Source organism: Nostoc sp. (assembly GCF_036917775.1).
Taxonomy (GTDB): Bacteria; Cyanobacteriota; Cyanobacteriia; order Cyanobacteriales; family Nostocaceae; genus Nostoc.
The window spans coordinates 1-23,977 of sequence record NZ_JBALEQ010000123.1 but is presented as its reverse complement, the minus strand read 5'-3'; the positions used below and the strand labels follow the sequence as shown (position 1 = coordinate 23,977).

Sequence of the window (23,977 nt, the reverse complement as noted above, 5' to 3'; positions counted from 1 at the left end):
TCTTTGTTAAAGTCATTTTTACGAACCACAGAGACGCAGAGAACACTGAGAGAATAAAGAAATGCTTAACTGAATTGTATTGGATTGTTTTCAAGTTTTTATTTGCGATTCTGCATAAGCTTAAATTACGAAAGAAGGTATTGGATGAAACTTTGTATTGTTACTCATAAAATTAAAAAAGGCGATGGACAGGGACGAGTAAACTATGAAGTTGCTAATGAAGCAATTCGTCGTGGTCATCAACTAACATTGTTAGCTAGTGAAGTTGCACCAGAACTAGAAACTAATAGTCAAGTTAATTGGATTCCAATTCCAGTCAAAGATTATCCGACAGAATTTGTACGTAATTTCATATTTGCCCAAAAAAGTGCAGATTGGTTACGTCAACATCGCTCTGAGATTGCTTTAGTTAAAGTCAATGGCGCAATTAATCTGGCTGCGGCTGATGTGAATGCTGTACATTTTGTCCACAGTTCATGGTTGCGATCGCCTGTTCATATTTCCCGCAACCGCCGAGATTTATATGGTTTATACCAGTGGCTGTTTACGGCTTTTAATGCCCGTTGGGAAAAGCAGGCTTTCCAAAAAGCGCAGGTTGTCGTAGCGGTATCCGAAAAGGTAGCTCACGAATTAGTCAATATTGGTGTGCCTCGTTCTCGTATTCGCGTAATTATCAATGGCGTTGATTTAGAAGAGTTTGCCCCTGGTGAAACCAATCGCCAAAAGTTAGGTTTACGGGAAAATGTCACCCTAGCATTGTTCGCTGGAGACATCCGCACACCCAGAAAGAACTTAGATACAGTACTGCACGCCTTGGTAAAAGTTCCCGATTTACATTTGGTGGTAGTGGGACACACCCAAAATAGTCCTTTCCCTCAGTTAGCAGCATCATTGGGGTTAAGTGAACGTGTGCATTTTGTAGGATTTCGTCGTGATATCCCCCAAATTATGCAAGCAGTAGATTTATTTGTTTTTCCTTCCCGATACGAAGCTTGCAGCCTCGTATTGTTAGAAGCACTTTCTTCAGGACTACCAGTAATTACTGCCACAGCCACCGGGGGCGGAGAGTTGGTGACACCAGAATGTGGCATCGTCTTATCCGACTCAGATGATAGTGATGCTTTAGCTCTGGCATTGCTGACTTTGGTGAGTAGTCCCACCCTCATACAGCAAATGGGCAAAGCCGCTCGTTCTGTGGCAGAACGACACAGTTGGACTAATATGGCACAAACTTATGTGGATTTATTCGAGGAGTTAAGCAAGAATGCGGAACACCGTTCTGATACCGACTTATCGCCGTCCACAAGACCTATCACGCTGCCTTTTGGCGCTACAGGAGCAAATTAAACCCGTTGATCAGGTGATAGTGGTTGTCCGCGATACGGATGCAGAAACTTGGCAATTCTTGGCGCAATTAAACGCGCCCAATCTGCCACTGCATATTGTGAAAGTCACACAACCGGGGGTAGTAGCAGCCCTCAACGCCGGACTAGCAGCAGTGGAGGGTGATATTGTTTCCATTACTGATGATGATGCTGCACCTCATCCAGATTGGTTAGAGCGCATCGCTGCTTACTTTACCTCAGATAGTCGCCTCGGCGGTTTGGGAGGGCGTGATTGGGTATACCACGGCAGCAAATTAGAAGATGAATCTCGCCCAGTAGTGGGACAGTTGCAGTGGTTTGGGCGAGTGATTGGCAACCATCATCTGGGAGTGGGAGAACCCCGCGAAGTCGATATTCTCAAAGGCGTAAACATGAGTTTTCGTAAAGAGGCCATCGGACAATTGCGCTTTGACGAGCGGATGCGTGGTACTGGGGCGCAGGTACATTTTGAAATGGCGTTTACTCTGGCATTAAAGCGGGCTGGTTGGAAGATAATTTATGATCCTAATGTTGCTGTAGATCACTATCCTGCACAACGTTTTGATGAAGATCAGCGAAATAATTTTAACGAGATTGCCTTTATTAATTTAGTCCATAATGAAACCCTAGTTTTACTAGAGCATTTGCCATTTATCCGCCGGATTGTATTTTTATTCTGGGCAGTATTTGTAGGTACGTGCGATAGTTTAGGTTTCGTACAATGGCTAAGATTTTTACCTAGCCAAGGGCAGTTGGCGGGGAAAAAATTGCTGGCATCTTGGCGTGGGCGTTGGCAGGGATATAAACAATTTGTCATTGGTCATTAGTCATTGGTCATTTGTCATTTGTTATTAGTCATTTGTCATTCGTTATTGGTCATTGCAGACTGATTATTTCATTTGGGATTTTTTATGTGTAAATCTAAAATCTAAAATTGAATGAATTCTAGACAGATACTTTTCAATAGTTTTTTAGAAGAAAATTATTCTCCAGAAGAGCGATCGCAACAGGGGTGGATGGCGATCGCAGGCTTTATACTACTAACTGTAGTGTGCTATTTTGCTGGTGCTACTGCTGCATTGCGCCTAATTTATCCGGTGACGGCTTTAGCTGTAGCCGTGTTTTTATACTTGCGGCATCCCATTCTCTACATCAGCTTTACCTGGTGGATATGGTTTCTCACACCCTTAGCTACCCGCTTAGTTGACTATCGGGTAGGCTGGGACGCTACCCGTCAGATGCTCATAGCACCATACTTGGTGGTGTTTGTAACTATCGCCACATTCTTGCGACATTTTCCCCGCGCCTCACGTCAAGGGGGTTTGCCGTTTGTTATGGCTTTTATCGGAGTTTTTTATGGCTTTCTCATCGGTCTGATTTATAACCCACCAATCCCCGTAGCACGCGGTTTGATGGATTGGCTTAGTCCGATTATTTTCGCTTTTCACTTATTTATAAACTGGCGAGATTATCCTAGCTATCGCCAGAATATTCAGCGAACATTTCTTTGGTGTGTGCTAATTTTAGGAACTTATGGCATATATCAATTCGTAGTAGCTCCTGAGTGGGATAGGTATTGGCTCATCCAATCAAAACTATTCATGAGTTCTGGAAACCCTGTACCTTTCGGGATGCGTGTCTGGAGTACATTGCACTCAGTCGGCCCTTTTGGTTCCGTCATGCAAGCTGGTTTACTATTGTTATTTACCAGTTCGGGAAATTTAATTTTTCCTGCTTCAGCTGTTGGTTACTTGTCGTTCTTACTAACACAAGCGCGGACTAATTGGGGAGGCTGGTTATTTGGAATAATTATGATTGTGGCTTCAGTCAAGGCGCGAATTCAAATGCGCTTAATTATTATAATTGCAGTGATGGCAATTTGTGTTGTGCCATTAACAACTATTGAGCCAATTGCTGGAGTTGTATCAGCCCGTTTGGAAACTTTTTCTAATCTTCAAGAAGATACAAGTTTTAAAGATAGGTCGGGAAGTTATGACAAAAATCTTGGTCTAGCACTTTCTAATGGTTTAGGTAACGGCTTAGGAAATATTTGGAAAGTCAACGAAAAAACCGGACAAATTGAAGTTGTGGTGATTGATAGTGGCATTTTAGATATGTTTTTCACCCTTGGTTGGTTTGGAGCCATCTTTTATATGGGTGGATTACTTTTGTTAATTATTAGTGTTAGCAGTTATAGTGAAGGACGTTTTGATAGTTTTATTAGTGCTGCCCGCGCGATTGGCATCAGTTCTGCTACACAGCTAATTATCGGTAGCGGAATGTTAAGTGTAGCAGGGATGATTCTTTGGGGATTTCTGGCTATGGCTATGGCAGGACACAAATACTATAGTAATCCCAAGATCCCCGACTTCTCAAAGAAGTCGGGGATCTGATAAATCTGATAACTTAAATAGGACTGATTAAATTATGAAAGCAATTATTGTAATGCCACTAGCCGAACAACGAGGCGGCGGTGAAATGATGCTCTGGGATTTGGTAAAACAGGGACGTAATGCTGGTGTTGAGTGGCTGGTGATATTTTTAGAACCCGGCCCGATGGTAGAACAAGTAAAGTCCCTTGGCATTGATGCGCGAGTTGTAGAAAGTGGACGTTTACGCCAAATCCACCGTTTTATTGGCGCTGTTTTTCAGATAGCTGCGATCGCACGCCGCGAACGTGCAGATATAATTGTCAATTGGATGTGGATTACGCATATATCTGGAGGCTTGGCGGCGATGCTGGCTGGGTTGCCTGCTGTATGGTATCAACTAGAAGTACCTAGCGATAAAACTTGGTTGGTACGACTCGCTACTTTAATCCCAGCCCGCGCAATTATCACCCTCTCTCAAGATGGTAAGCAAGCACAAGCAGAGATTTGGCCTCATAGACCAACACCCTTGGTTTATCCTGGTGTCGCACTAGACCGATTTGAGCCTAATGCTTTGCCAACTCCTGAAGAAGCACGGCGCAAACTAGGCTTACCTTTACACGGCCCATTGATTGGAATTGTCGGACGATTGCAACGATGGAAGGGAATGCACATATTGGTGCAAGCGATGCCCAAAATTTTAGAGAAGTATCCTGATGCTCATTGTGTGGTAGTTGGTGGTAAGCACGATTTAGAACCAGACTATGAGGACTTCTTAAAAGCCGAAATTGTTACCTTGGGCTTGAAAGAACAAGTAATTATGGCTGGATTACAGCGTAATATCCCGGAGTGGGTGCAGGCGATGGATGTATTCGTTCATGCCTCGGATAAAGAACCCTTTGGAATTGTGATTATTGAGGCGATGGCGCTGGGTAAACCTGTGATTGCTGGCGATGCAGGTGGCCCGACAGAAATTATTACCGATGGGATGAATGGACTATTAACACCTTACGGCGATGCGGATAAATTAGCGATCGCAATTCTCCGCTATCTTGACGAACAAGAATTTGCTCGCAGTGCAGGAATCGCTGCTAGGCAACGCGCTTTAGATTTTTCAACGCAGAATTATGCTCAAAACTTTATTAGTGCAATTCGTTCTGCAATACCAAGCGTTTCATCTGCTGAATGAAACAGTAAACTTTTTGCAAAAGTCAATTTTAGTAAAATCAAACCACAGATAGATGCCGATGAATTATCTATGTAATGTCTGTGGTTAACAAATAATACAAAGTCTCAAGCGATCGCAATTTTCCGAATTTTCCCCTATCTTGGCGAGTAGAGATGTTCCATTGCAACTTTTCTACTCTTATTTTTGAAATTAATTACTTAACTGTCTGATCTATCAGCTTACTTGAGTGATGTAAAAACTCATACTAGTCGCATCGCTTAACAATATGGATAAAGTGGAGCTAAATTAAGTGAGTGGGCGTAAATAATTGTCGTTGGGATAAGGCAATAGACAATCTTGCTAAAGTCAATAGGCACAAAGGTTTCAGCTTAGTTCATTTTTGTTTACATAGTTTTATTTTATTACGCCAGCTTACTTAAGCTAGTAAAAATTATTCCTTACCTAGCTGATTTTTCTTTTGATTTCACGGCTTAAATTCTTTATCTAACTCTTATTAATTTGCTTTATTCTACAAAATTGATCGACTATTACTTAAACATTTGGTACAAAGCTATAGATGTGCTGCTCTGTTATTTGATACACCCAATTCTTCAAATTACCGAACTCATCAAATCTTCATATATTTGAAGCATAGTTTATCTTTTATTGTAAAAATAGTGGGAATAATAAAATAAATTTGATTGAACAAAGTAGTTAGCTATGAGCCAGATATGTTCTATCTCCAAAACCTGTGCTTGTCGCAATGTTGGACGCTGCCAGATTAAGGAGGCAGGCAGGCTCTTTCTCTGGTTCCCTGTTACACATACCCTCAAAAAAGTTACCTCCTACCTACAGCAGCTTGGACTTGAGTATGAACTGATGCACGAGCGACCAGGTTTGAGTTTGAAGTGTAAACCCGGACAGTCTATAGAAATTGCCCATAACCTGGCTAAATTACTTGCACCTAGAGAATTAAAAGAGACGCAAGTCCTTTTCATTCAAGGTAATATCCAACCTCAACTCCATGATTTTAGTGACATAGCCTCATTACAACGTTTCATTAAGTTGAACCAATCCGACTGGCTGGTTGAAATGCTGGCAACAAAACGATTCACCAGTTATTTCCAACCAATTGTCTCAATTAACGATACATCGCACATTTTTGGATATGAATCGCTCTTACGGGGACTGGATGAAGAAGGCAATTTAGTGCTACCAGCACCAATTGTAGAGTTAGCAACCGAAGCCGGACTAGTACCACAACTCGATCAAGTTGCTCGCCTCAGCGCAATCACTCAATTCAGTCAGCACGAAGTGAGTGGCCATATCTTCATCAATTTTGCACCAACGTCACTTTATGACCCAGCTTTTTGCCTACGTAGTTCAGTAGAGGCAATTGATTTTGCTGAAATTTCCCACGATCGCGTTGTTTTTGAAGTAGTGGAATCAGATAATCCTCAAGATTTAACCCATCTCAAGGCAGTGCTTAAATACTACCGGGATGCTGGATTTTTAGTCGCTCTTGATGATCTTGGTTCTGGCTATTCCAGCCTAAACTTGCTGCATCAGTTACGTCCAGACTTTATCAAGCTGGATATGGAGTTAATTCGAGATGTACATCAAGACCTTTACAAAGCTGCGATTACCGAGAAGCTTTTAGAGATTACTCAAAAGTTGAACATCCAGACAGTTGCGGAAGGAATTGAGTGTATTGAGGAACTGAACTGGCTGCGAGAACGAGGTGCAAATCTTGCTCAAGGCTATTTGATTGCTAAACCCAGTGCAGTGCCTATCACTACAACCCCTCACTTTGATCCGATCGCGTTAAATGTAGCATCGACGGATTCTAAGCTGGTTAAGCGCCATGTCCAACACCAAAATGAGTCCGAGCGAATTGTCGCAGCCGTGACGCAGCGCATTCGGCAATCGTTAGAGTTAGACGAGATTTTGCAAACCACAGCAGCCGAAGTGCGGCAACTGTTTGAGGTAGACCGAGTAATAATTTACCAGTTTGAGGCAGACTGGAGTGGGTTAGTAGCTGTAGAATCCTTAGCAGAAGAGTGTATGTCCATTCTAGGATTTCACGTTATGGACACGTGCTTTAAATCTACCCGTGCAATTTATTTTCAACAAGGTAACACCAGAGCGATCGAAGATGTTGAAACTGCCGGATTATCGCCGTGTCATGTTGACCTTCTGCGAAGTTTGCAAATCCGGGCAAACCTTGTCGTGCCTATATTGCAGAAAGAGCGTTTGTGGGGACTATTGATTGCTCACCAATGCCGTGATTCCAGACAATGGCAGCAATCGGAGATTAACTTGTTTAACCAGTTAGCGGGACAAGCTGCGATCGCTATTCAGCAATCAGAACTTTACCACCAATTACAACAAGCAAACCAAGAATTACAGCGCCTTGCCTGTTCGGATGGTCTGACCCAAGTGGGAAATAGACGCTGCTTTGATGACACATTCAACACACAGTGGCAACGGTTGGCACGAGAGCAAGGTTCGCTATCTTTAATTTTGTGCGATGTCGATTACTTTAAGCTTTACAACGATACACATGGACATCTGGCAGGAGATGATGCCCTTAGACAGGTTGCCAAGGTAATCTCTCAAACAGTTAAATGCCCTGCTGATTTAGTTGCTCGTTATGGTGGAGAAGAGTTTGCAGTTATTTTACCGAATACTGATATTGAAGGGGCCATTGCAGTTGCAAGAAATATTCAGACCAATATTAGTGCATTAAAAATGCCTCATCCCCATTCTCAGGTTAGCGAATTCATCACTCTAAGTCTTGGTGTGGCAACCGTCACTCCTCATAGCCAATTATCTCCCGCAACCTTAATTGCTGCTGCTGACCAGGGACTTTACCAAGCAAAAGCACAAGGAAGAAATTGTGTGGTGCAGATAAACTGTCAGGATGTTGAGCCTAAATCTTTTCTTTAGTACCAGTTTCATTTTCTCTGCTGTATAACTACTATATCTAAAGGGGTAGTCAAGTCGCTTTTCTATCAGTGGGGGCTTGTACCCAAAATTAATTAAAAATTATTGTTCTTAATTTTTAATAAAAAAAGGTCAATTGATATTTTTTAATATAGTTTGCTTTATTTCCACCCATCTAACTTGAAAATACTGAGTAAAAAATATTATCCCCCAGTTTCTCCTTCATGTATTTTGGTGTATATAGTTTATTCCGGTTACTTAACAGTTTTCAAAAGCCCTAAAAAATCTCATAACTGCTTGCCACAGGCTACGCTTAAGCAGTTTAAACCAGTGTTTACTTATAACTGATATGAATTTAGAACTTACGCGAAACTATACGTGGTAGGGGTAATTCAATTGCCCCTAACCGAAAATCTTTCTTTTTGGATTCTTTTTTAAAAATGGTATAAGTCCTGGAATTGGATCGCTTATCAATGAACATACACTTAAGTGTGTTGAATTGAAAGGTGATTTATATAACTTTTGAAGCCAAAATTACACAAATATCTTACTTAAAGGCTTTTTGGAAATCATCACTTAGGTATGAAGTGATTTAGATGTTAATAGCTTGACAACAGATGATTATATGAAATAATTATCATCTATCTTATAGAGATATCAAGGTATCTCTCAATAGATTTTGATAATAAAACGCTTAAATTATTTAAGTTTTACGATCGCACATGAATATATTAATCATTTTAGCTGAAGTCAGCCTTGTAATCTTTGTTTTTTTATTACTGAACTGGCTTGTAAGCAAGTTATTCAAGCTATTTACAAAGACCTCTATATTAAAGAGCGAAGATAGGAGTATCAAAACCTTGCGTCGGAACATCACAGGGTTATTGTTACTTGCTTGCGTGGTGTCATGTATTTTGATTGTGGGTGCTAATGGTTATCTAGTTTATCGTGGCGAAAACCTTCAACAATACACTATAGCAATGCTTGAGCGTATTCCATCAGGATTTTGGATAACTCTAGGAATTGGCATAGCTCAGAGCATTGGCACTTTCATATTAGCCGCGATCGCACTGAAATTTCTGAAATATTGGCTGAAGGTAGCTAGCACTCGTGCCAAAAACTTAGAAAAAAATACTGCCGATGATGAAAGTATTGATGTTTTCTTTAACGCACTCTATCACAGAATTAGCGGTGGAATCTGGCTGTGGGCTGTCATCTTATGTGCCCAGTTTCTCAAACTACCAGCAACGGTTTCGGAATATTTGTACATTGCACTGCGAATCTATCTAATTATTGCCGTCGGGTTGCTGATTCTTAAAGCAGTCGCTGCGGTAGTTGATTTTCTTGATGCTCTGAGTGTCAGATACTCCAACCCTGATAACCTCTTAAGATTCTACGATCGCCTCCGACACCTGATACCCTTTTTAAAGCGGTGTCTGGAGTTTGTAATTTATGTCTGCATGGCAACATTAGTGATTCAACAGGTGCAGTTAATCGCCAATATTGCAGCTTTTGGCCCGCGAATCATTAAGATCATCGGCATCATCTTCATTAGTCGTGTGTTGTTTGAGGTCGTTTACTTACTTGTTGAAGAGGTGCTGTTTAAAGACCGGAATCTAACTGATATTCAAAGAAGTAGACGCTTGACACTTGTTCCTCTTTTTCGGAGTTTCTTACAATATTTTGTATACTTTGCTGCTATTATCTCTATTCTATATACTCTTGACATTGACCCAACTCCTATACTTGCAGGTGCTGGTATTGTCGGTATAGCTGTAGGTTTAGGGGCACAGACACTGATCAATGATATAGTCTGCGGCTTCTTTATTCTGTTTGAAAACTACTATTTAGTGGGTGATTATATCGAGGCTGGGAAAGCCGAAGAGAAAGTTGTCGAAGGTGTTGTTGAAGCAATTGAACTCAGAACCACTCGTATTAGACATCCCAATGGTCAATTGCAGATTATTCGCAATGGAGATATTGGCTCAATTACCAATTATTCTAAACAGTATATCTTTGCAGTAGTGGAAGTTGGTGTACCTTATAATTCCAACTTAGCCCATGTGTACAAAGTGATTGAGGAGGTAGGACAACAATTAAAAACAAACGATCCAGATGTGCTTGAAGGTACACAAATAGATGGAGTGGAAAGCCTTGGAGAATCGAACTTGTTGCTGCGGACATTAACGAAGGTGAAACCAGGAAAACATCTTCAGATTCAACGCGTTCTTCGAAAGATTTTTACGGATGCACTGCTGCGCGAAGGAATTGTAATTCCCATTCGTGCCGAAAGTGCTGAAGGTTAATTTAGCAGTTTATTTTTAACAAGCATTGCGAGTTGATGTTATGTCAGACTGGAAGAAATTTGAAAGCTAGCAAAAATTGTGTCCATTCATACAGCAAAATAGTAATGATTGTTATAGGCTTGGAAAGCCCTTTACTTTTATACTTTTGGCGAAACTTCACCGCCAAACAAGCACCAGAGCGATAGGAAATTACTTATGACCAAATGCGATTGATAATTATCAAACGTAAATCTGGTTAAGTTGACATATCCCTGTCAGCAGCATAAGTTACTTCCTACGCCCTGGTTATCTCTTTTAACGAGACTTAAACAAAAGTAAGCTCACGCATCAGAATAGTTTATGATAATTTCTACAGCAATAAATAACTATGGAATCACTGAGCAAATTAATCAACTCAAGCCATAGTCAAACATTGAATACTAAACTTTATGGTGATTGGGTTAAAGTATAAAATTTATCAGAACGCATTTGAGTGCCATTTCGCCAAACTTCCACTCTTTCAGGGCTGACTAAATAATAAAAACTACCATTATCTGCTCGATATCTGCTTTTACCAATATTCAAAGCTGCTATTTTTATAGGCTTGCTTGGGTCTTGCTTCAACTGCCCAATATAAAATAACTGGCCATTTTCTTCACAGACCTTGACATGAATATTTGCAGTCTCACCATCAATAATGGTAACTCCATTGCAATTAGTATCACTGCCTATAGGTGCAATACCAATTGGAGGCAATGAAGGTGAAACTTGCTTTGCTACGGGAGGTGTCGAGACTGGGTAGTTCGAATTATCCACTTGCTGAATTTTAGAAGCAGGGGAAACACTTGCAGTTAAAGATGTCAATAAACGAAGGGGATCAACTGCTATTCGACCATTTGGATGCACTTCAAAATGGAGATGAGGTGCTGTACTATTGCCTGTAGATCCCATCTCAGCAATAATTTGACCTTGAATGACCTGTTGATCCTTGCTCACTAGCAAACGGCGATTATGACCATAAACAGTAGTGCTACCGTCAAGATGCTTAATAGTTATGGCATTGCCTAACCCCCAATTATCCCAACCTGCTTTTACAACAGTACCCGATGCAGCAGCAACAACTGGGGTTCCAGATGCCCCTGCAATATCAATTCCTTCATGTTGATATTTGCGAAAGCCTTGAGAAATAAACCCTTGAGTCGGCCAGATTAAGTTAGAAGCGGGGATAGGAGTTTGCCCAATTGGGGAATCGCTTGCTAACTGTGTTAGGGCAGATGTAGTTGTACTTAATACGGCAGTTAAGGATATTAAACCAATTAGTCCACAAGTGCGGTATCGAAAAACGGTAAGTTTTTTCATAATTGCAAGCCTATTAAAACAATAATTCAGATAGTTTCTGATTATTTGCTGTTTCAAGCTAACTCGGAAAATATCAGGAAGTTTAACAGATATGTTATTTTTAAGACCTTAGCCAGAGACTTTCGTGCTAAAAGTACATAAACATCTCCAAAAATTAAATATGTTTTATCCAGAATCCTTGTAGAGACTTAGCAGTGCTACGTCTCTACATTTATTTTCGAAGATGTCTAATATCTGCTCTATATGCCAGCTATCGACGCATCGAACGGGGCATAGGTTTATCAATTGCTATTTTGGGTTTCAGACCCCCAATGTTGTGTCAGCTTTCTGCTTTCTTGCGAGAGTTCAGTGGCTTCAATTTAGTAGGGGTCGAATCCTATAAGTAATATTGCTCCTGCTTTCTACCTTCTGCCTCAAACCTTAGTGTAATTATCGATTACTTTAGCTAAGTCTGGAATAGCTTCTTCTACGTGCTTTTTGGCTGAACCGCGAAGTTTTTCATAGGTTCCTCGCACGATTTGGTGCTTGGCATTCTTGGCTCTAGCATCAGTTACACCTAGTAGCGCGTCTGCCGTATGAGAGCGGTTTGCACTCAAGTATCCAATTGGATCGCCTTTCTGTACACCTTCGCTCCAGATGGGATCAAGTGCGGTGAGGCATTGCGGCAGGATCTGCTCAACGACGTAGGGGATATACCCTGGCTTAACTCCTTTCAGAGCAGCAAAGGCAGTTTTCAAAGCGATACCGCTCATACCTGACTTGGATGCAAGCTGTACTTCTATCATGTTGCAACATTCATCTACGACCATCGCTTTTTTGGTCGGGTTCAAAAGTCCTTCGCTAAGTCCCATTTCACTTTTCCTTATCTCAGTACTTAATTTCTATTCGACTAACTTTTTTAGCAAGCAGGAAATTACAGAAAATGGTATCAGAGTTAGAGGATGTTATGAACATCACTTTCTGACTACTGAAGGCTTTGTCCATAGTGCAATATGCTTGAGTTAAGGCTTGATTCTCTCTAACCCTCCTTAAATCTAACCCTCCTTAAAAAGGAGGGAATTAGAGCAAGCCTTGCGTTTACACGGTAGAGTTGGCAGAAAAGAGACAGGATGGTAAAAATTAGGTTATCCCGTCCTGCTGAGACCTGAGTTGTGTCTCTGGCTGACTTGAGCCAGCAGGTAAAGCCTTATGTTCAGATCCTGAAGCTTCATTAGGATAATCTGGAGGTTTTGAGCCACCTGATCGCTTTCGAGAAAATATGGACTGAGCTAGGGTCTTGACTAAGATATACAAAATTGGCACCAAGAACAAACTCAAGAATGTTGAAAGCATCAACCCCCCAAAGAGCGCTGTTCCTAAAGACCAACGGCTACTGGCTCCAGCCCCTTGAGAGATTACCAAGGGCAAAAATCCTAACAGCGCGGCAAAAGAAGTCATTAAGATGGGTCGCAGACGTTCTTGTCCCGCTTTCACCGCCGCGCGTGTGTAGCTCATACCTTGCTCATGCAGCTGATTGGCAAATTCCACGACTAAAATCGCGTTTTTTGCAGCTAGACCAATCAAAGTTACTAGACCCACTTGGCAATAGATATCATCCACTACTTTGGGGAAGATACTACCTGCCATGAAAATATTGGAACGTAGCCAAATCGCCGTCATCGCTCCCAAAACTGCTAGGGGAACTGTCAGCAAAATAATGATTGGGTCAACATAGCTTTCATACTGAGCCGCCAACACCAGAAAGACAATAACGATCGCTAAAGCAAAAATTAAGCCTGTAGCTCCCCCTGATGTCTTCTCCTGGAGATAAGTCCCTGTCCATTCATAACCAAATCCTTGAGGTAAGACCTCTGCTGCTACTTGCTCCATCGCTTTAATCGCCTCTCCAGAACTAGAACCGGGAGCAGGAGCGCCTTGGACTTTGATTGATCGGTACAAGTTGTAATGGGAGACGGTTTTTGGCCCCACAAAGGGAGTAACTTTCACCAAATTGCTCAACGGAATCATCGTCCCGTTTGCAGAGCGAACATAGATTTTGCCAATATCATCTGGATTAGAGCGAAAAACCCCATCTGCTTGGACATATACTCGATACTGTCGCTGTCCTTGGACAAAGTTATTTACATATTGCGACCCCAAGTAAGTTTGCAACGCCCCAAAGATGTCGTTAATCTCGACGTTGAGAGCTTTGGCTTGGTTGCGGTTTACCTGAATGTCAAATTGGGGAGTGTCTGCGGTGAACTGAGTGAAAACTCGTTGTAAAACAGGCTTTTTATTTGCTGCGGCAATAAATTTTTGAGCAGTCTCAACTAGGGTTTCAATCGGCGCGCTTCCAGTTCGGTCTTGAATGATAAACTCAAAACCACCTGTACTACTTAACCCTCTAACTGGAGGAGCATTTACTGCGATCGCTCTAGCTTCTGTAATTTTCGAGAGCTTTTTGTTCAACCTCTGAAGTATGCCATAGACAGACTCAGATTCTTTAGCTCTCTCTTTCCAGGGTTTCAGATTAGCAAAGGCAATACCTAAATTAGAAGCATTGCCATCGAAACCAAAGCCACTGATCATAAAACTAGCTCTAACTTCGGGAGCCGATGTTACTTCTTTGACAACCCGATCCATAACAGATTCGGTGTACTTCAAAGAAACCCCATCTGGCCCTTGGACAATTACAAAGAAGTAACCCTGATCTTCCTCTGGAATAAACCCGGTAGGAACTGCTCTGTACATCAAAAACGTTGCTACTAAACCAGTGATGAAAACCCCAATTACAATCGGCTTGACATGGGTAAGGTAGCTAACAAACCCGACATATCGCCGCGTGAACCAAGAAAATCCCCGATTAAATTGCGTAAAGAACCAACCCAAAGGGCCCCGTGGAGTCTGAGCAGGGCGCATGAGAATGGCTGCCATACTTGGGGAGAATGTTAAGGCGTTGAAGGTGGAGATGGCAATGGAACAAGCAACGGTTAACGCAAATTGTTTGTAGACAATCCCTGTAGTGCCTGGAATGAATGCAACGGGAATGAATACCGCCATGAGTACAAGTGAAGTGGCAATGATTGCCCCAGTCAACTCCTTCATCGCTTCGACAGCCGCTTCAAAGGGTCTCATGCCCTGCTCCAGCTTGACTGCAACTGCCTCCACTACAATAATGGCATCATCAACAACGATCCCGATCGCTAAAACGAAACCAAATAAGGTCAGTGTATTAATCTGAAATCCTAAAACTAATAGAGCCGCACACGTCCCAATCAGGGAAACGGGGATCGCAACAGTGGGAATGATCGTGGTACGCCAATCTTGCAAAAAGACGAAAATTACCAAGACCACCAGGATAATCGCCTCAACCAAAGTGTGCAAAACTTCTTCTAAAGAAATTTCCACAAATGGAGTGGTATCAAATGCCAACTGTGCTTTTAGTCCAGGTGGAAAACTCTTCTCCAGCGCTACAATCTGCTCTTCAACAGCATGAGCAACATCTAAGGCATTACTACCCGGAAGTTGATATATCCCCAAACCCACGGCTGCCTTAGGAGCATTTCCTGGGATGGTGAATTTGGCATCAGCAAGATAGTTTTCTGCTCCTAGTTCAACTCGACCGACATCTCTGACTTTAACTAGGGTGCTATTAGTAGTACTATTTGTAGTCCCATTGGTAGTACTATTAGTGCCACCTTGACTCACCTTCAGCACCATATCTTCAAATTCAGCCGCATCTTTAAATCGACTTGTTGCCCGTAAAGCAAATTCAAAGCTTTGATTGTCTGGTGCTGGTTCCTTACCAATCGCTCCTGCACCCACCTGAATATTTTGTTGTTGCAGGGCAGTTGTGACATCTTGAGGAGTTAGTTGATGTTGGGCCAGCTTGTTGGGATCAAGCCAAAGACGCATGGCATATTTGCGCTCCCCAAAAACCCTGGCACTTCCTACACCAGGAAGTCGTTTGATCTGATCGAGAATATAAAGATCGACATAATTACTGATAAAAATGTTGTCATACTCATTATTTTCTGAGTAAAACCCATAAACCAGAAGCAGACTGCTTGATGCAGTTTCAACGGTGACACCTGTTCTTTGAACAGTATCTGGCAATTGAGGTGAAGCAAGTGCCTCTTTATTTTGAACGTTTACTTGAGCAATATCGCTATTAACATTAGTTGGGAAGGAGACGGTTATATTGCTAGAACCATCATTACCCGTGTTAGAAGATATATAAGATACATCTTTAACACCATTAATTTGTCGCTCAATAATGTTGGTGACAGTGCTTTCTGTTGTTTGAGCATCTGCACCAATATTGTTAGAGCTAACGGTGATTTGCACCGGGGCGAGATCCGGTAGCTGAGAAATTGGCAGGATGGGAATACAAATGCTTCCCAGCAGCAAGATAATAAACGTACAGACCGTAGTTAAGACTGGACGTTTGATGAAGGTGTTGACAAACATAAATCCAGGAACAGTTTAATTCTGGTTACGGATAGAGTAGCTTTTTATTAATATAAGGATTTATTAAGGTTTAGTGTTGGCGATCGCGCAAAATTGAGGAGTGGGGACTGGGGCGAATGGCACTAAGATAAGCGCAAACCAGTTATTTAACTGGCTTTTGAGTGTGGGGAGTGTGGGAGGTGTGGGGAGTGTGGGGAGCCAGATTTCTTCCTCATCCTCCCACACCTCCCTCAGACAAAGGTTTCAGGTTTTCTTAGTGCCATTCGGGACTGGGGCATTGGGGTCAAATTAAGGTTTTGAAACCCACGGAGGCGGTCACTGAGCTTGTCGAAGTGTGGGTTTTGTTTGTGTAGAAGCGTTTAGAACCACCCATTTCACGAAATTATTGATACAAATAAATACACTATTCTTACTTTCCCTGCCTCCTCTGCTCCCCCTGCAAGAATCTGTATCAATCTTAAAACGAAACGGTACAAGTAAGGTTTAGGTCTGAATCCCATACTTCTCTTAAGAGTCCCCTTTGACAGGTAAAGGCGCGATCGCTATTTTTCAGCGAGTCAAGACTGATCGCTAATTCTGGCTAAATTACAATGCAGTTTTCTGCAATCTTACATACACGCTCATGTATATGTGGATGCTAAATCTTGCATATAAGACTGCATAAAAGGTGAAGGACTAATTTTGGTAATTTTTTTATTCTGTATTTTGTGCATGAGTTTGTAACTTTAGTTATAAGCATAATCACACCAATGGGCAAAATACGAAGCTATAAGGGGTTTTACTTCTGCTTGTATTGAGTAAAAACCTAGCTATATTTATTTTCCCCAAAATACTTGAAATAACTATCTAGTTCTGATTCTGAAAAAGAGAAACTGATGTCAAAACTTGTTGGTTCGACTGGTGGTGTTGCTAAAACTGGTTCAATCTATGTAGACAGTTTATTATGGGGCAGTCGTTGGAAAGTTGAAAACGACAATAGAAAAATTACTTATTCCTTTGTTGATAATAAGTCTTGGGATTACAACTTCGAGAACACCGAAATAAATGCCTTTACTAATGCAGTCAAATCCTGGGCTAATGTAGCGAACTTCCAGCTAGAGTATTCTGGTTTTAATGATCCTCAAGCTGAGTTAACTTTTCATAGTGTTGATTCTTCTATTTTTGGTAGAGATGGTGTATTAGGTCAAGCATTTCCGCCAGGAGAATCTTCTAACCAGTTTGGGGAAGGAGATGTTCTAATTAACTGGGAGTTTTATCAAGATGATTTTGATGCAAATCTTTTAGTTGGTAGCTACTACTACAACACTTTTATTCACGAAATTGGTCATGCTTTGGGATTAGCTCATCCTCACGATAATGGAGGAAGTTCTTCTATCTTTCCTGGTGTTGACAACGCTGAAGATGCTGGCGACTTGAATCTCAATCAGTTTGTAACGACAATCATGTCTTACGTTGATATTCAAAGTTCTTATTCTCCTGGGTATGACGCGAATTGGGGATTTGCTGCCGGGCCAATGGCATTTGATATCGCAGCCATCCAACATATTTACGGTATAAATCGGACATACAACACAGGTAATAACGTCTATTTGCTTCCATCCTTTAATGGTGCAGGAACTTATTGGTCTTCTATTTGGGATGCAGGCGGAACAGATACTATATCTGCTCAAGGGGCAAGTAATTCAGCTTTTATCGACTTGAATAATGCTACTTTGGCGAATAACGACCCTAATGCTGGCGGCTTCTTTAGTCAAGTTGTTGGCGTTAAAGGAGGATTTACGATCGCTAACTCCCAAGGAGGCATATCCGTTATTGAAAATGCTATCGGAAGCAACTTTAATGACACTCTAAGGGGGAATGAATACAACAATTCTCTCTCTGGCCAAGGCGGGAACGATGTCATCGATGGAATAGCTGGAAATGACAGTCTCGATGGCGGCGCTGGCAATGACACTCTCTATGGTGGTGCTGGTAATGATACGCTCAATGGCGGTACTGGCAATAATAGTCTTTATGGGGGCACTGGCAACGATCGCTATATAATCGCTAGTGATAATTACTACACTATCTATGAAAACGCTAATGAAGGTACAGATACAGTTGCGTCTTCTTTTACCTTTGACTTAGGCCCAGCTAATTTAGAAAACCTCATTCTCACAGGCACATCTGCAATCAACGGCACTGGTAACAGTCTCAACAACACAATTACAGGTAACGATGCTAACAATCAGCTTAATGGTGGTGCTGGGAATGACACCCTATATGGTGGTGCTGGCAATGATAGCCTGATTGGTGATGGGGTTAACAACCAAACTAAGACCTTTAGCAATACCTCTGCTATCAATATCCCTGACTTATCCACAATTCAATCTAATCTAGCCGTCAGTGGTTTAAGTGGGTCAATTACTGATGTCAACATCACTTTAAATATTAGCCACAACTGGGATTCTGACTTAGATGTATTCCTGATTAGTCCAACAGGCACTCGCGTTGAGTTGTTTACTGATGTAGGGGGTAGTGAAAGTAATTTTACCAACACGACATTAGATGATGAGGCCGCAACATCAATTACAGTTGGGACTGCTCCTTTTACCGGAAGTTTCAAACCAGAAAAGCTGCTATCTGCTTTTGATACTCAAAACCCAAATGGAACTTGGAAACTAGAGGTCACGGATGATGAAAGTTTAATTACTGGTAGGCTTAATAGTTGGTCGCTGCAATTGACTACTCAAACAATTGACGTTGGGAATGATCTTCTTGATGGGGGCGCTGGCAATGATAGCCTGACTGGTGGCGCTGGCAATGATAGCCTGACTGGTGGCGCTGGGATTGACACCCTCAATGGTGGTAGTGGTAATGACATCCTGGTTGGCGGTGCTGGCAACGATACACTTACAGGTGGCACCGGAAGCGATCGCTTTACATTCAACTCTCGCAGTGAAGGACTCGACCGGATTACTGATTTTAGCGTCCTGGATGATACAATTTTTGTCTCTGCGGGTGGTTTTGGTGGAGGGCTAGCTGCTAATGCGGCGATCGCTATCAATCAATTTGTGATTGGCGCAACAGCGACTACAAGTAGTCAAAGATTTATTTACGACAAAGGTAATGGTTCTCTTTTCTTCGATCAAGATGGCACAGGAGCGATCGCTAAAATCCAAATTGCTACACTCAATACCGGATTGTCCCTCAGTAATGCAGATATTTTCGTTGCTGCTTAAGTATTTTTAAACTACCTACGCTGTAATTTTGTATACAGCGTAGACTTTGTTAATCACAGGGGTTGCCCAAACTTAGATTTCGAGGCAACACCAGTCTTTGGGCTTAACAAGAGTGCCATTTGCTAATAGACATCTCCAGAAATTAAATATGTGTTACCCAGAACCCTTGTAGAGATGTAGCAGTGCTACGTCTCTACATTCTTTTTCGGAGATGTCTAATGAAGCCAAATTTCTAATTAGCTTTGCCATTACCCTGAAAATTTAACAACTGATCGTCATTGACCCAAATTGCTTGTTGAGGCACAGAGATGGAAATTCCAGCTTCGTCTAGGGCAATTTTCAGGCGGCGGCGAAGTTCTCGTGCGACATCCCATTGTTTGAGGGGCTGTGTTTTAATCCAGATGCGAATAATCAAACCGCGATCGCCAAATTGATCTATTCCCAAAACTTGGGGCGGTTCCAAAATTTGACGCTGCCATTGCATTTCTTGATTCATCTCGAAAGCAACTGCTTCAATCAACTTCAAAGCGTGTTCTGTATCGGCTTGGTAGGCAATGGGAACCGTTAAATCGGCTCGTGACCAACGACTGGAAAGATTGGCAACAATTTTAATTTCACTATTGGGAATCGTGATCAAGCGCCCTTCGGAATCCCGCAGTTGGGTCATTCGCAGATTCAAATTTTCGACTAAGCCTCCTACGTTTCCCACATTAATCACATCGCCTAAAGCATACTGGTCTTCTAGAATAATCAGGAAACCGTTAATTGCATCTTTAATTAGGTTTTGTGAGGCCAGAGACAATGCAACACCAACCAAACTCGCACCCGCTAGCAAGGGAACGATATCTATCCCCAATGACACCAGCGCTAGCAAGAAGCCTACTCCTATGCAGATACCAGTAGCAATGCTTTTAGTCACGCCAGAAAATGTGGAAACTCGCAGTTGCAGCCGTTCAGAACTTTCTGGAGTCAATAAAGCACCACTGCTAATTAGAGTGGTGGTGAAGCGGTCAATAAGGGCGTATATGAGACGGATTGCTACGTAAGTTACCAGGAACACAACACCTAATCGCAAAGGAAATTGGGCAGCTGTGAGAATCCCTAGCTGAAATGGTCGTGTGTAGGGAAATAGACCCAAAATAAAGAAACTTCCACCACCCCAAATTCCAGCTTGAGTTAGCTGAAACAATCGTCTTTTGACTTCTTGGATATGCCGATGTTGCTGTTGATTTAGTTGTGTTGTAATTGGTTGGGCTGCTGGTGGAGAAATTGGGGAGTTTAGGGGCCATCTAAGAGGTTGGGAGGCAATGGGCTGTACTGAATCTTTTTTGGAACGGCGCTGCCAACTATATATCCCCCAACTCATGATAATCATTGCCAGTCCTGTACCCGCAGCAATTTTACCTTGGTTGATTAAAAATTGAGTTTGTCTTTCTTGCTTTGCTTGTTGCAAGTCTTCTTGTAACGATTCCGCGATTTGATTTGCCGATGTTGATATATCTACCTCTCGCAATCCAGCATCCTCAGAAGTGATGGTCATCAGGTATTGATCGTTGACATAAATAACTGGTAAGTCGTTTACTTTACGAACTTCTACCTTGACTGCTGTTTTTGCTGGTGATTGAATGTAATTTTGACTAATTTTCTCCAACTTCTTTTGGATATCTTCTGAACGCTCAGGAAAGTTGGCTTTTGATGCTGCGATCTGAAATAACCGCCGCCCATCTAAATAAATCCAGCCTGTGACAAGCCGATCATTTGAATCACTACTGACACTGCTGGGAGCTTGTAATTGAGGTAAAAATGGAATCTGGGCTGTGGCTTTTGGTACAGGTACAACGGCTATGGCCATTGAACTGGCGATGCCTACGGCGGGCAAAGCCAACGCCAAAAATTGAAAACGCACTCAAACACCTCCTTGAAAATAATTGACTATTGACTACTTCTATAACCATCCTCCGCAATTACTTTGAGTAAATGTACCTATCTAAAGTTGAGGTTTTCTCTTTAGATGATGAAACTTTGATGTTGTTTTATTTGCCCTATATCTTTAGATAGATGACAATGTGCTTAAAATCAGCAATTAAAGCTGAAAATAGTCTTGCTCTTACCAAAGATAAAACAAAAAGAAAGAACCTGGCTATGAAGTTGACATTAGGGTAATCAAACGTCAAGCTAGTTTTCAGGACTATTGACAAGTGATTTGCTTTCTTTCAAGCAAAAATCGCAAGTTGTACAATAACCTAGTAGAGTGCGTAAAATTTACGTAGCTTTTTTAATTTTTTGAGGTAACTTTTGATGACCGCAACTTCTCCCCGATTAAAGCACGAGGTTAAAGACCTCGGCCTAGCTGCCTTGGGAAGACAGCGCATTGAATGGGCTGGACGCGAAATGCCAGTTTTGAAGCAAATTCGCGATCGCTTTGCGATTGAAAAGCCTTTCGCTGGTTTACGCCTTGTAGCTTGCGCCCACATTACAACAGAAACAGCACATTTGGCGATCGCTCTGAAAGCCGGTGGTGCAGACGCGCTTTTGATTGCTAGCAACCCCTTATCAACCCAAGATGACGTAGCCGCTAGCCTCGTCGTCGATCATGAAATTCCCGTCTTTGCTCAAAAAGGCGAAGATAACGCAACTTATAACCGTCACGTCCAAATAGCTTTAGATCATCGCCCCAACATCATTGTTGATGACGGTAGCGATGTGGTTGCAACTTTGGTACAAGAACGCCAACACCAAATCGCTGATTTGATTGGTAGCACCGAAGAAACCACCACCGGTATCGTGCGGTTACGCGCCATGTTTAGAGAAGGCGTTCTCACCTTCCCCGCAGTCAACGTCAACGACGCTGACACCAAGCACTTCTTTGATAATCGCTATGGTACTGGGCAATCAACCCTAGATGGCATTATCCGCGCCACAAATATTTTGTTGGCTGGTAAAAACATTGTCGTCGTTGGTTATGGCTGGTGTGGTAAAGGTACAGCCCTCCGCGCTCGTGGGATGGGTGCTAACGTCATCGTCACCGAAATCGACCCAATCAAGGCAATTGAAGCCGTAATGGATGGCTTCCGCGTCCTGCCAATGGCTGAAGCTGCACCCCAAGGTGATATATTTATCACTGTGACAGGTAACAAGCACGTCGTTCGCGGTGAACACTTCGATGTCATGAAAGACGGTGCGATCGTTTGTAACTCCGGTCACTTTGACTTAGAACTTGATTTGAAATATTTGGCTGCACAAGCTAAGGAAATCAAAGAAGTTCGTCCTTTCACCGAAGAATACAAATTGAAAAATGGTAAATCAGTTGTCGTTCTCGGACAAGGACGCTTGATTAACCTAGCTGCGGCTGAAGGACACCCCAGCGCAGTAATGGATATGAGTTTTGCGAACCAAGCTTTGGCTTGTGAATTCCTGGTGAAGAATAAGGGTAAGTTAGCCCCTGGTTTGCACTCAATTCCTGTTGAAGTCGATCAAGAAATTGCTCGGTTGAAGTTGCAAGCTATTGGTATCACAATTGATAGCCTAACAGCAGATCAAATTGAGTACATCAACTCTTGGACAAGTGGAACTTGATACATTGATTAATTGATTTTTTAGGGGATAGGCTTTTGGGCTTATCCCTTTTTTTGTGTTTCGTGCATACTGCAAGCGGAATCCGCAAAGTAGATGCAGAGAGCGCAAAGTGCAACAGCTTACTTAAAAAATTAGGTAAAATATGATTTAGATTATTATTTTTTATATGTCAGCAAAAGATATTTTTCATAATACTGTGAAAGTAGCCTTAGAAAAAGATGGCTGGAAAATTACACATGATCCCTTGTTTTTTAACCTCTCTGAACAAATTAGAATTAAAATAGACATAGGAGCGCAAAAGTTAATTTCGGCTGATAAAGGCGAGCAAAAAATAGCAGTAGAGGTAAAAAGTTTTATTGGGGTGTCAGCAATCTCAGAGTTTCATACAGCATGTTGGCCAATTTTTGAACTACAGGGTAGCATTAGAACAAAAGGACTCTGAGCGAATATTATATTTAGCAATATCCAAAGACATCTATCAAGAGTTTTTTATAGATTCTTTTATTCAAAGTGTATTAGAACGGTATGAAATAAAATTATTCGTTTTTCATGTTCAGAAACAGGAGATAGTATTATGGAAAAATTAAATTATCAGGAATTAGTAAAAAGAATCATCTATAAATATGCAAATGAGCAACCAAAAGAAGATTTAGAAAATACTGAAATTGTTTTTGATACAGAACGCGATCGCTACTTATTAGTATATGTGGGATGGAATGATGAAGAAAGAGTTTATGGATGCCCAATTCATATTAGTATAAAGGATGATAAAATTTGGATTCAGCGCGATTTTACTGAAGAAGGAATAGCTAATCAGTTAGTAGAATTAGGTGTGCCGACAACCGGTATTGTTTTAGGTTTTAGATCGCCTTATGTCCGGCAGTTTACCGGTTTTGCATCTGTTTAAATTCTCATTTACTAGATGTATTAATTATATTGCTATTATATTAAATGAGATAATAACTCAAAATAACACACAGCAAATATATATAATTGGTGGCTACTTAGTCTTTCCCTTCTAGAAGATTAATTAAAGTCTCTATTTTTTCAAAAACTTCATCATAAGTAACAATCTGTACACCTTGAAAATTATAACGTTGGAGTTCAAAAGATCGCTTTTTATCACTATCAGATAGTTCACTGATTGGTAACCGTTCACACGATAAGAAACGCTACAGTCAAAAATGGGTTACTGAGGTGGTAGATTAAGAGGCATGGATGAAAACTGCCTCGCCTACGG

13 protein-coding genes and 1 pseudogene are annotated in these 23,977 nt (G+C 41.6%); 10 read left to right on the top strand and 4 right to left on the bottom strand.

Annotation, left to right across the window (positions count from 1 at the left end; genetic code table 11):
* The first annotated feature begins 144 nt into the window (after nucleotides 1-144).
* The 6 genes from V7K69_RS25665 to V7K69_RS25640 all read left to right on the top strand — a co-directional run bounded on the left by V7K69_RS25665 (nucleotide 145) and on the right by V7K69_RS25640 (nucleotide 10,153).
* Nucleotides 145-1,347, top strand: a complete 1,203-nt coding sequence (locus tag V7K69_RS25665) for a glycosyltransferase family 4 protein (protein ID WP_335039615.1) — start codon at nucleotides 145-147, stop codon at nucleotides 1,345-1,347.
* Complete coding sequence (locus V7K69_RS25660) at nucleotides 1,265-2,191, top strand: glycosyltransferase family 2 protein (protein ID WP_335039613.1); 927 nt, start codon at nucleotides 1,265-1,267, stop codon at nucleotides 2,189-2,191. Before V7K69_RS25665 ends, V7K69_RS25660 begins: the two co-directional genes overlap by 83 nt.
* 111 nt (nucleotides 2,192-2,302) lie before the next feature.
* On the top strand, nucleotides 2,303-3,757 hold the full coding sequence (locus V7K69_RS25655; protein WP_335039610.1) for an O-antigen ligase domain-containing protein: 1,455 nt from the start codon (nucleotides 2,303-2,305) through the stop codon (nucleotides 3,755-3,757).
* A 34-nt stretch (nucleotides 3,758-3,791) separates the two neighbouring features.
* The gene (locus V7K69_RS25650; protein WP_335039607.1) at nucleotides 3,792-4,922 is read left to right on the top strand and encodes a glycosyltransferase family 4 protein; all 1,131 of its coding nucleotides are present in this window, start codon (nucleotides 3,792-3,794) and stop codon (nucleotides 4,920-4,922) included.
* 699 nt (nucleotides 4,923-5,621) lie between these two features.
* Entirely contained in the window at nucleotides 5,622-7,850 is a 2,229-nt protein-coding gene (locus tag V7K69_RS25645) for a bifunctional diguanylate cyclase/phosphodiesterase (RefSeq protein ID WP_335039605.1), read from the top strand.
* A 719-nt stretch (nucleotides 7,851-8,569) separates the two neighbouring features.
* Nucleotides 8,570-10,153, top strand: a complete 1,584-nt coding sequence (locus V7K69_RS25640; protein WP_335039603.1) for a mechanosensitive ion channel family protein — start codon at nucleotides 8,570-8,572, stop codon at nucleotides 10,151-10,153.
* Between the two features lie 426 nt (nucleotides 10,154-10,579).
* On the opposite strand, the gene V7K69_RS25635 is transcribed toward V7K69_RS25640, so the two are convergent.
* The 3 genes from V7K69_RS25635 to V7K69_RS25625 form a co-directional block, all read right to left on the bottom strand.
* Nucleotides 10,580-11,491 (bottom strand): M23 family metallopeptidase, encoded by a 912-nt coding sequence (locus V7K69_RS25635; RefSeq protein WP_335039601.1) that lies wholly within the window; start codon nucleotides 11,489-11,491, stop codon nucleotides 10,580-10,582.
* A gap of 413 nt (nucleotides 11,492-11,904) precedes the next feature.
* The gene (locus V7K69_RS25630; protein ID WP_335039599.1) at nucleotides 11,905-12,342 is read right to left on the bottom strand and encodes a DUF6918 family protein; all 438 of its coding nucleotides are present in this window, start codon (nucleotides 12,340-12,342) and stop codon (nucleotides 11,905-11,907) included.
* A gap of 268 nt (nucleotides 12,343-12,610) precedes the next feature.
* Nucleotides 12,611-15,940, bottom strand: coding sequence for an efflux RND transporter permease subunit (locus V7K69_RS25625; protein ID WP_335039597.1), 3,330 nt, complete (start codon nucleotides 15,938-15,940; stop codon nucleotides 12,611-12,613).
* An 875-nt stretch (nucleotides 15,941-16,815) separates the two neighbouring features.
* On the opposite strand from V7K69_RS25625, the gene V7K69_RS25620 reads away from it, so the two are divergent.
* Nucleotides 16,816-19,161 carry a proprotein convertase P-domain-containing protein gene (locus V7K69_RS25620; RefSeq protein ID WP_335039595.1) on the top strand — a complete coding sequence of 782 codons (2,346 nt, stop codon included), beginning with the start codon at nucleotides 16,816-16,818 and terminating at the stop codon, nucleotides 19,159-19,161.
* A 232-nt stretch (nucleotides 19,162-19,393) separates the two neighbouring features.
* Here the strand turns inward: V7K69_RS25620 and V7K69_RS25615 are convergent, their stop codons facing one another.
* Nucleotides 19,394-21,067 carry a mechanosensitive ion channel family protein gene (locus V7K69_RS25615; protein WP_442936190.1) on the bottom strand — a complete coding sequence of 558 codons (1,674 nt, stop codon included), beginning with the start codon at nucleotides 21,065-21,067 and terminating at the stop codon, nucleotides 19,394-19,396.
* A 392-nt stretch (nucleotides 21,068-21,459) separates the two neighbouring features.
* Between V7K69_RS25615 and ahcY the strand changes: the two genes are divergently transcribed.
* The 3 genes and pseudogenes from ahcY to V7K69_RS25600 all read left to right on the top strand — a co-directional run bounded on the left by ahcY (nucleotide 21,460) and on the right by V7K69_RS25600 (nucleotide 23,644).
* Complete coding sequence (ahcY, locus tag V7K69_RS25610; RefSeq protein ID WP_335039593.1) at nucleotides 21,460-22,737, top strand: adenosylhomocysteinase; 1,278 nt, start codon at nucleotides 21,460-21,462, stop codon at nucleotides 22,735-22,737.
* 166 nt (nucleotides 22,738-22,903) lie between these two features.
* Nucleotides 22,904-23,324: pseudogene (locus tag V7K69_RS25605) on the top strand (XisH family protein).
* Nucleotides 23,312-23,644, top strand: a complete 333-nt coding sequence (locus V7K69_RS25600; protein WP_335039591.1) for a XisI protein — start codon at nucleotides 23,312-23,314, stop codon at nucleotides 23,642-23,644. Before V7K69_RS25605 ends, V7K69_RS25600 begins: the two are co-directional and overlap by 13 nt.
* Nucleotides 23,645-23,977: the final 333 nt, after the last annotated feature.

Excerpts from the sequence above, each read along its gene's own strand:
- V7K69_RS25665 (WP_335039615.1), top strand. The coding sequence starts at position 145 with ATGAAACTTTGTATTGTTACTCATAAAATTAAAAAAGGCGATGGACAG.
- V7K69_RS25660 (WP_335039613.1), top strand. The coding sequence starts at position 1,265 with ATGCGGAACACCGTTCTGATACCGACTTATCGCCGTCCACAAGACCTA.
- V7K69_RS25655 (WP_335039610.1), top strand. The coding sequence starts at position 2,303 with ATGAATTCTAGACAGATACTTTTCAATAGTTTTTTAGAAGAAAATTAT.
- V7K69_RS25650 (WP_335039607.1), top strand. The coding sequence starts at position 3,792 with ATGAAAGCAATTATTGTAATGCCACTAGCCGAACAACGAGGCGGCGGT.
- V7K69_RS25645 (WP_335039605.1), top strand. The coding sequence starts at position 5,622 with ATGAGCCAGATATGTTCTATCTCCAAAACCTGTGCTTGTCGCAATGTT.
- V7K69_RS25640 (WP_335039603.1), top strand. The coding sequence starts at position 8,570 with ATGAATATATTAATCATTTTAGCTGAAGTCAGCCTTGTAATCTTTGTT.
- V7K69_RS25635 (WP_335039601.1), bottom strand. The coding sequence starts at position 11,491 with ATGAAAAAACTTACCGTTTTTCGATACCGCACTTGTGGACTAATTGGT.
- V7K69_RS25630 (WP_335039599.1), bottom strand. The coding sequence starts at position 12,342 with ATGGGACTTAGCGAAGGACTTTTGAACCCGACCAAAAAAGCGATGGTC.
- V7K69_RS25625 (WP_335039597.1), bottom strand. The coding sequence starts at position 15,940 with ATGTTTGTCAACACCTTCATCAAACGTCCAGTCTTAACTACGGTCTGT.
- V7K69_RS25620 (WP_335039595.1), top strand. The coding sequence starts at position 16,816 with ATGTCAAAACTTGTTGGTTCGACTGGTGGTGTTGCTAAAACTGGTTCA.
- ahcY (WP_335039593.1), top strand. The coding sequence starts at position 21,460 with ATGACCGCAACTTCTCCCCGATTAAAGCACGAGGTTAAAGACCTCGGC.
- V7K69_RS25600 (WP_335039591.1), top strand. The coding sequence starts at position 23,312 with ATGGAAAAATTAAATTATCAGGAATTAGTAAAAAGAATCATCTATAAA.